At 38.4% G+C, this 8,508-nt stretch carries 12 protein-coding genes; 7 read left to right on the top strand and 5 right to left on the bottom strand.

Translation table 11 applies throughout. The features are described from left to right. Both ACTL4S_RS15975 and ACTL4S_RS15980 read right to left on the bottom strand, forming a co-directional pair. On the bottom strand, positions 1-821 hold an 821-nt coding region (locus ACTL4S_RS15975), incomplete at its 3' end, for an ISNCY family transposase (RefSeq protein WP_441299660.1). Positions 822-1,000: 179 nt separating this feature from the next. Next, positions 1,001-1,891, bottom strand: a complete 891-nt coding sequence (locus ACTL4S_RS15980) for a LysR family transcriptional regulator (protein WP_035334907.1) — start codon at positions 1,889-1,891, stop codon at positions 1,001-1,003. A gap of 149 nt (positions 1,892-2,040) precedes the next feature. On the opposite strand from ACTL4S_RS15980, the gene ACTL4S_RS15985 reads away from it, so the two are divergent. Next, positions 2,041-2,634 (top strand): NAD(P)H-dependent oxidoreductase, encoded by a 594-nt coding sequence (locus tag ACTL4S_RS15985; RefSeq protein ID WP_004647752.1) that lies wholly within the window; start codon positions 2,041-2,043, stop codon positions 2,632-2,634. Between the two features lie 9 nt (positions 2,635-2,643). Continuing rightward, entirely contained in the window at positions 2,644-2,958 is a 315-nt protein-coding gene (locus ACTL4S_RS15990; RefSeq protein WP_005105962.1) for a putative quinol monooxygenase, read from the top strand. A gap of 110 nt (positions 2,959-3,068) precedes the next feature. Here the strand turns inward: ACTL4S_RS15990 and ACTL4S_RS15995 are convergent, their stop codons facing one another. The 3 genes from ACTL4S_RS15995 to ACTL4S_RS16005 form a co-directional block, all read right to left on the bottom strand. After that, positions 3,069-3,359: an addiction module antidote protein gene (locus ACTL4S_RS15995; protein ID WP_004647750.1), complete on the bottom strand. Its 291-nt coding sequence runs from the start codon at positions 3,357-3,359 to the stop codon at positions 3,069-3,071. A 1-nt stretch (position 3,360) separates the two neighbouring features. After that, a complete protein-coding gene (locus tag ACTL4S_RS16000; RefSeq protein WP_004647749.1) occupies positions 3,361-3,657 on the bottom strand; it encodes a type II toxin-antitoxin system RelE/ParE family toxin in 297 nt (98 codons plus the stop codon). Between the two features lie 161 nt (positions 3,658-3,818). Beyond that, a complete protein-coding gene (locus ACTL4S_RS16005; RefSeq protein WP_086044972.1) occupies positions 3,819-4,133 on the bottom strand; it encodes an ArsR/SmtB family transcription factor in 315 nt (104 codons plus the stop codon). A 103-nt stretch (positions 4,134-4,236) separates the two neighbouring features. Here ACTL4S_RS16005 and ACTL4S_RS16010 point away from each other — a divergent pair, with 103 nt between their 5' ends. The 5 genes from ACTL4S_RS16010 (at position 4,237) to ACTL4S_RS16030 (ending at position 8,103) form a co-directional block, all read left to right on the top strand. Beyond that, positions 4,237-4,653 (top strand): YeeE/YedE family protein, encoded by a 417-nt coding sequence (locus ACTL4S_RS16010; protein WP_086044973.1) that lies wholly within the window; start codon positions 4,237-4,239, stop codon positions 4,651-4,653. Next, complete coding sequence (locus ACTL4S_RS16015; protein WP_155861417.1) at positions 4,654-5,070, top strand: DUF6691 family protein; 417 nt, start codon at positions 4,654-4,656, stop codon at positions 5,068-5,070. Between the two features lie 2 nt (positions 5,071-5,072). Further along, entirely contained in the window at positions 5,073-5,945 is an 873-nt protein-coding gene (locus ACTL4S_RS16020) for an MBL fold metallo-hydrolase (protein WP_441299661.1), read from the top strand. Between the two features lie 70 nt (positions 5,946-6,015). Continuing rightward, positions 6,016-6,798 (top strand): sulfite exporter TauE/SafE family protein, encoded by a 783-nt coding sequence (locus tag ACTL4S_RS16025; RefSeq protein WP_086044976.1) that lies wholly within the window; start codon positions 6,016-6,018, stop codon positions 6,796-6,798. A 186-nt stretch (positions 6,799-6,984) separates the two neighbouring features. Beyond that, positions 6,985-8,103 (top strand): Fic family protein, encoded by a 1,119-nt coding sequence (locus tag ACTL4S_RS16030; protein WP_171265303.1) that lies wholly within the window; start codon positions 6,985-6,987, stop codon positions 8,101-8,103. The last annotated feature ends 405 nt before the right edge of the window (positions 8,104-8,508 follow it).

An 8,508-nucleotide genomic window follows, 5' to 3' on the forward strand; every position in this document is an offset into this window, starting at 1 on the left:
GCAATTGAACAGATACCTTCTAGGCGCATTTCCTTGATCAGGCGATCCTGGAGTGTTCTATTGGCACGTTCCACACGGCCTTTGGCCTGGGGTGAGTTGGCGAAGATAATACCAATATTTAACTCATTCAGAATCCGCCCAAATTGCGTGATCTGGCTATCTTGGCTCGATTTCTGATTCACTCGGAATACCGAGTGTTTATCGCTATAAAACGCTAAAGGCTTGCCGTATTGCTCAATGTAGGCTCGGGTTGAAAGCATATAATCAAAGGTCGTTTCAGCCTCACAAAAGCGCAGATGCAACAGCTTTCCAGTGGCGTCATCGATATAAACCAGCAAGCAGCATTTGGAAGCTCGACCTTCAAACCAGTCATGATATGAGCCATCGATCTGGATCAGCTCACCGAAGCAATCACGGTTGTATCGAGGCTGATATTGACGTTTCAGGCGCTTGGATCGAGGAATCCAGAGGTCATTTGCAGTCATCCAGCGACGAACCGTTTCTACCGGGATATGCAGGCCAAACATGCTGCTGAGCTTCTCATGAGCCAATGTAGGACCAAAGCCAAGTAAATGTTCAGAAATAATGGAAAGACATTCTGATTTTAACAGGACGTCATGGCGACGATGACCCGGTTGACCACGACTGGCATGTGCCATACCTGAGACACCATCTTGATTGAGCTTCTGCAATAACCGGGTAATTTGACGGGTGGAAAGATTCAGGATTTCAGCAGCACGGACCTGGGTAATACGATGATCTCTAACGTCTTGCAGAACTGCAAGACGTTGAATTTCTTTATCAGACATAGTGATCAGCATCTATATTTTATATCCAGTCCATGGTGATAAAAACCATCATAAACCAGACATTTTTATTGGTGAGAATATAGACACTTTAAATGGGTTCTAACAAGTCGACTTCGCATAACCTCCATTATGTTAAATGGGTAGTGATTTGGTGGATTTTTCAGACTCTGGTTTGAAAAATCCATTTAAAATTAATTAAGCTGTTGTAATTTTTCATATAAATAATCAATAAATAATCTAACTCTCTTAGGTATATAATTTTTTTTGTAATAGACAGCATGGATTTTTTGCTCATGAATCTTTATTTCATCTTCAAATAAAGCAATTAATTTACCTTCTTTTATATCCTTTAAAATTAAAAATTCAGAGAGACAAGCGATTCCTACGCCTTGTAAAGCAAGTTGACGAACACTTTCGCCATTAGAAGCTGTAATAGATGGTGAAGTTTTATATAGTTGATCATTTATATAAATTGGCCAATTATTTAAATGCAAAGGATGGCTAAATCCTAATAATCTATGTTGATTTAACTCAATAATAGATTTTGGTAAGTTATTTTTTTTGAGATATTCAGCGCTAGCAACGATATACAAACGACTTTTATATAATAATTTTGCATAGAGACTTGAATCTTCTAGATCACCAAATCGTATAGCAACATCTATTTTATGCTCTAATAAATCAATTACATGATCATGACTAGTTAGTTCAATACTGATTTTTGGATATCGTTCTATAAACTCTGGTATTAATGGAATAATTACATGCAATACAAACGGTGTTGCTGAATCTATTTTAATTAAGCCTGTAGGTTCAGTACCTGGATTAATTAACAACTCTTCAGCTTCATTCAAATCAGAAAGTAATTTTCTTGCTCTTTCTAAAAAAATTTTTCCATCATAGGTAAGATTAAGGCTACGGGTTGTACGTTCGATTAATTTAACATTTAATTTTTTTTCGAGGCGTTGTAATGTGCGACTGATAGCAGATGTTGTTTGATTTAATTGTTCTGCTGTTTTCACTATAGAGCCACAATCAGCGATCGTAACAAATACTAAAAGTTCATCAAATGTAGATTTCATATCTAAGTAAATCATTAATAAAAAATCATTTTTAATTATATATTAATTTTAATTATTAACAATTAATCAATAATGTTTTGTTAATAATTGCATTTATGTTGATGGATCTTAAATTTATATTGTACTTCTCTATTCAATTTGGGATGAAGATGAATAATATTTTAATTATCAATGGTGCTAAAACTTTTGCTCATTCTAATGGTGAATTGAATGATACCTTGACAATTTTAGCAGAAGAAGTGTTAACCAAATTAGGTCATAAAGTTAAAGTTACGCGTGCTGATAGTGCTTTTGATCCAAAAGAGGAGGTAAAAAAATATCTTTGGGCTGATGCTATTATTTATCAAATGCCAGGCTGGTGGATGGGTGCACCATGGACAGTAAAAAAATATATTGATGATGTATTTACTGAAGGTCATGGTCATATATACGCTAATGATGGTCGTTCACGTTCGGATACTTCTAAAAAATATGGTTCGGGAGGCTTAATGCATGGCAAAAAATTTATGCTGTCATTAACTTGGAATGCACCTGCTGAAGCATTTACTGATCCAAAACAATTTTTTGAGGGGAGAGGTGTAGATGGGGTTTATTTGCCTTTTCGAAAAGCCAATGAGTTTCTTGGTATGCAAAGCATGTCAACATTTATTGCTCATGACGTCATCAAAGCACCAAACTTACCACAAATAAAAGATGACTATCGCCAACATTTGATCCGTAATTTTTCTGCATCAGTGATATAGAGGTAAATGATGTTAACAATTATTGCTGAAATTAAAGTAAAACCCGGTTCAAAGCATCTGCAACATGTAATCAATTCATTCAAGGAGATCACACCAACAGTGTTTGAAGAAGATGGTTGTTTTGGCTACGAATTACTTATTAATCATGAGAGTCATGCGTCTTATCAGGCGCCATTGAAAAATACAGTCGTTATGTTGGAAAAATGGAAAAGTATCAAACATTTAGATGCACACCTTGCAACCGTACATATGCAAGAACATCACTTTAAGATAAAAGATGATGTTCTTGGTGTTGATATCCGAATTTTAGAGAATGGATTTTAATCAAATTATTATATTCATTTATGAGTTTCTCTAAAATTAACATAATACACGTTATAGGAATCTAAAAATGGGAGCCTTTAGCTCCCATTTTTACTATATTTTTTAAAGCTTTAGGCGTGTTGTACTGTGAGTTTTAAGCCTAAAGCATTTACTACACGATTAATTGTATCAAAACGTGGTGCTGAATCATGACGTAGGGCTTTGTAGAGTGCCTCACGCCCAATCCCTGCTTCTTTAGCGATTTGAGTCATGCCACGAGCTTTAGCAATAACACCAAGTGCATGAGCTAATTCAGCTGGATCATTCTCTTCAAGAACCATATTGAGATAAATCACAATGTCTTCTTCAGTTTTGAGTGACTCAGCCATATCAAAACTTGGTAAATCAGCTACTTTAACCATTTTAATCCTCCAACGTTTTCGATAGTTTGACTGCACGATCGATGTCTTGTTGTTGAGTTGATTTATCTCCACCACCAAGCATTACAATCACAACGTCACCATGTTGGATGTAATACATCCTCCATCCAGAACCGAAGAATTCTCTCATTTCCCAAACGCCATCTTGGAGAGGTTTAATGTCTCCCCAGTTTCCACGTTGAACCTTATCTAATCGACGATTCAGGCGGATACGGGTCATATTGTCTTTAATGCCATCCAACCATTCATCAAATTCTGGCAGACGTTTAATTTCAATCATGAGGATTCCTTCTCTTCTCACTATATTGTATTCGATCGAATACAATATGCAAGTAATCTATATGAACATCCATTAATTTCGTATAACAGCCATTATGTTAGATGGTTCTATCGCATTAAGAACTAGATTAGATACTGTAAAGGGTGAAATGCGACAGAACCTTAATCGTGACTGCAATAAATTTCATAGAGTGTCTGCATGATTTTTAACACGCGCATATCGCTTAATTGATAAAAAATCTGTTTACCCTCCCGTCGTGTCGATACGATCTGATTGTTTCTTAAAACTGTTAGTTGTTGTGACAAGGTGGGTTGGTAGATATTAGTGCGTATTTCAATTTGCTGCACATTGAGTTCACCTTCCACCAAAACACATAGAATTTTAAGACGATCTGGGTTTGATAAAACTTTTAGACAATCACTAACAAGATCAACTTGTGAGAAGTCTATTCGCGTTTTTAACTGAGTAGTGTTCATGAATGCATCCTAATAATGAGATAAAAAAATTAAGATCTTCTACTTGAATAATTAAAATTATTATATAATATAAAAAAATATATTGTAATTGGGTATATTTACTATGCATGATTTTCTGATCGCATTTTTAGGCGGATTGCTTCTTGGCGTAGCCGTGGTCGGCTATCTTTATGTGCATGGTCGTATCGCCGGAATCAGTGGTTTAATCGAACAGGTGCTGAACCCTTCAACGATGTTTAAAACACCTGCAATTTGGTTTCTGTTGGGCTTAATCACGGTGCCATTTATCTATGGACTGTTTGTTCAGCCAGAAATTGAATTGAATGCGAGTCCGCTGATGATGGTGGTTGCGGGTCTCTTGGTTGGCTTTGGTACACGCTTAGGTTCAGGTTGTACCAGCGGTCACGGCATTTGCGGGATGAGTCGTTTGTCTAAACGTTCCATCGTGGCCACCATGAGTTTCATGTTTGCTGGTTTTGTCACTGTTTATATGATTCGCCATATCACAGGAGCTTTCTAAATGAAAAATTTTCTCGCTTTTATTTTTGGTGGTTTGTTTTCTGTGGGGCTGATGGTATCAGGTATGTCGAATCCAGAAAAAGTGCTGGATTTCCTAGATCTGTTTGGTGACTGGGATGCCAGTCTAGCCTTTGTCATGATGGGTGCAATTGCCGTAGCATTTATTCCCTTTCAAAAAGCTATACGTTCTGCAGCACCGAAAACCGTTTTTAACGAACCTATTTTATTGCCAACCAGTCAAAAACTTGACCCACGCTTAATCATTGGCAGCCTGCTGTTTGGTATCGGTTGGGGAGTTGCTGGTGTATGTCCTGCACCAAGTTTTACTTTGATTGGTCTTGGACATTATCAGGTCCTGTATTTTATTGTCGCAATGCTTGTAGGCGTGTTGATTCACCGTAAGTGGGCAGGAGCTTAATGATGTCAATTTTCCCTGTTGTAAAAGATTTTTTTCATGAAGATACCAATACTTTTAGTTATGTGGTGAGTGATCCTACAACTCAGGCATGCGCAATTATTGACAGTGTGTTGGATTATGATGCTGCATCTGCAACCACTTCGACCACACATGCCGATCAGATTATTGCCTATGTCAAAGCACAGGGTTTAACAGTCGAGTGGATTCTGGAAACCCATGTCCATGCAGATCACTTGACCGCAGCGCAGTATCTCAAAGTTGAATTGGGCGGCAAGATTGCCATGAGTCAAAAAATTGCTGTGGTACAGGAGACCTTTGCTGCGATCTATCATTTGGATATTAAGCAATGGAATGCCCAGCAGTTATTTGATTACCTATTTGAAGATGATGAGAAATTTCAGATTGGTTCAATCGAAGCATATAACATTCCCACCCCCGGACATACACCGGCCTGCTTAAGTTATGTCATCGGTGATGCTGTCTTTGTCGGGGATACTTTGTTTATGCCGGATTATGGTACGGCACGTTGTGACTTTCCGCGGGGAAGTGCAGCAATACTTTTTGATTCGGTACAGCGCCTGTTTGAACTGCCAGAGAGTACCCGAGTATTTCTATGCCATGACTATTTACCACAAACCCGTGATCGCTATGTATGTGAGACGGATCTTCAGACGCAAAAAAACCGAAATATTCATATTCATCATGGTACGACCAAAGCTGAATTTGTAGAAATGCGTAATAAGCGCGATGCGGGTTTGAGTATGCCAAAACTAATTTTACCTTCGATACAGATCAACATGAAAGCCGGACAGTTCCCTGAGCCAGAAGAGAATGGAGTTTCTTATTTGAAACTTCCACTTAACTATTTCAGATAAACAAGTTTCAACATTAAACAACAAGGTTTGTCTTTTGTTGAATTGCTTGATTTAAAGAGGGGTGTGGGCTATGTGGATGTTGATACTGGAAAGCTTGGCCATTGGTGGCTTGCTAGGGTTAACAGGTGCTGGTGGAGGTATTCTCGCTGTGCCGGCACTCATGGCGAGTCAAGGGTGGACTGTAGCACAGGCTGCCCCTGTGGGCCTACTTGCAGTCACTCTATCCGCCTTGGTTGGAACATTTGAAGGTTTATTCAAACGTATAGTGCGTTATCGTGCTGCGCTTTGGATTGCTCTCATCAGCATTCCATCAGCACGTTATGGTGTGCATCTAGCAGGAATTATATCTCCAGTATGGCTAACCCTAGCATTCAGTCTAGTGATGCTGCTCGTCGCTTACCGGATATTCTTTAATAAAGTCCATGATCATGAAAATACACTGTGCAAGGTTAATCAAACTACAGGTCGCCTGATCTGGAATATGAAAACTGCTTTATCTCTCGGTATTATTGGTATGGTGGCAGGTTTGTTAACTGGCTTGCTTGGAGTGGGTGGTGGTTTTGTGATTGTTCCAGCAGTACGTAAAGTGACAGACCTCGATATGCGCAGTATCGTTGCGACCTCCTTGATGATTATTTTTCTAATTGGTGGGGTTAGTATTTCTGCCCACGTGTTGGACGGCTTTCAATATCCTGTTTCCATCACGCTCACTTTCGTTATGGCGTGTATTGTGGGGATGTTAATTGGGCGCAGTTTAATACATCGGATAGATGCTAATCGAGTGCAAAAGATTTTTGCAACGACTGTGATCGGAGTTGCTATGTATTTAATTTATTCAGTACTTACGGGATAAATGATTAATTATTCAATATTTCTAAAATTAACATAATACACGTTATACGAAGTCAAAATGTAAGCCCCAAGTAGAACTGTTCTCGATAAATAATGAGCTAATTAACAGTACATATTCGGCTCACAATATGAGTCGAATTTGTGCTATATTTAACTCATCTTAAATTTTAGATGAGAGAGATTGAAAATGCAGAAATGGATTTGGCAAGCAGAAAACTGGACAAATTTCACATGGCAAGATTCAACTATCTTACCTAAAACCAGACAGATACATCAAAAAATAGGAATTCTTCTTGGACAAAGTCAGCATGATTTAGCGAAAGAACAATTCACTCTAGATACTCTACTTGCCAATCTCGTTGCTTCATCAGCAATTGAAAATGAAACCCTCAATGTTTTTTCATTGCGATCATCTTTAGCCCAACGCTTGGGTGTCACTCTTGAACAGCCTTATCCAAGCTCAGATCGATCAGAAGGTTTAGCCAATATCATGCTGGATGCGCTGAACGATGTTAAGCAACCACTGACTGTTGAGCGCCTCATGCAATGGCATCGTTGGCTTTTCAATGACCCCGACTGGACAATGCAACGTTTACGCATTGGTCAACTGAGGGGATCAGAGCCTATGCAGGTCGTTTCAGGTCGATTGGATTACCCTAAAGTACATTTTGAAGCACCGCCAAGAGAAGGCTTAGAAGAACGCTTACATACCTTCATAGCGTGGTTTAATCAGAGTCTGAATGATTCATTGCTTGATCCTCTGTTACGTGCAGGCATTACCCATTTATGGTTTGTTACCCTACATCCTTTTGATGATGGTAATGGCCGTATTACACGTATACTTACAGACCTTGCTCTAGCTCAAATGGATGAGCAAAGTATCCGTTTGTATGCAATGTCTACTGCGATATTAAATAAACGTAAAAGTTACTATGAGATATTAGAACAAACTCAAAAAAATGATTCTGATATCACAGATTGGCTGATTTGGTTTCTAGACACGTTGAATGAAAGCCTTGAAAAAACCTTAGCGCAGATCAGTCGAACATTGTTTAAAAGTCAATTTTGGCATAAATATTCAAATTTAGCCCTGGGTGAAGAACAACGTAAAGTTCTAAATCGTTTATTAGACGGTGGCGAAAATGGCTTTGAACATGGTATTAGTGCTTCGCAATATCAAAAGGTTGCTAAAGTCAGTAAGGCAACGGCTACTCGCCACTTATCAGACTTACTTGAGAAAGAATGTATCGTTAAATTAGAAGGTGGTGGACGTAGTACACGCTATCAGATCAATACCCAGTTATAGATATTCTAAGCAATAAAAAACCCCGGCATCCTGCCGGGGTTTTTCGTATTGGTTCGCTCGGTATAACTCCTGTCCTACCTTACAGTCCTTGTGCTTATCTATTGTTATTCTTATATGGAACTTCCTGTTCCCGATGAGTTCATAATAGTAAAATTCCAGTATTCCGGATAGCAGCAAAGAGCCGAGATTGATGTGAGCCAAAACGTACAAAATAGCCTAAATTTTATCCACAAAAAATGTGGATAGTTTTGGACATTGAAGCATTGATAAAATTTAAAAAATCTCAAAATCGACTAGGGTGTGTTGACACTTTTAGTTTAAAAAAATAGCGAAGTAGTAAAATCAAATCGCCAAACCCAATTTTACTATTCGCTATGCCTCGTACCATGCTGACAGATCAACACT

It is taken from the genome of Acinetobacter lwoffii, from assembly GCF_052078135.1.
GTDB classification, from domain to species: domain Bacteria; phylum Pseudomonadota; class Gammaproteobacteria; order Pseudomonadales; family Moraxellaceae; genus Acinetobacter; species Acinetobacter lwoffii_Z.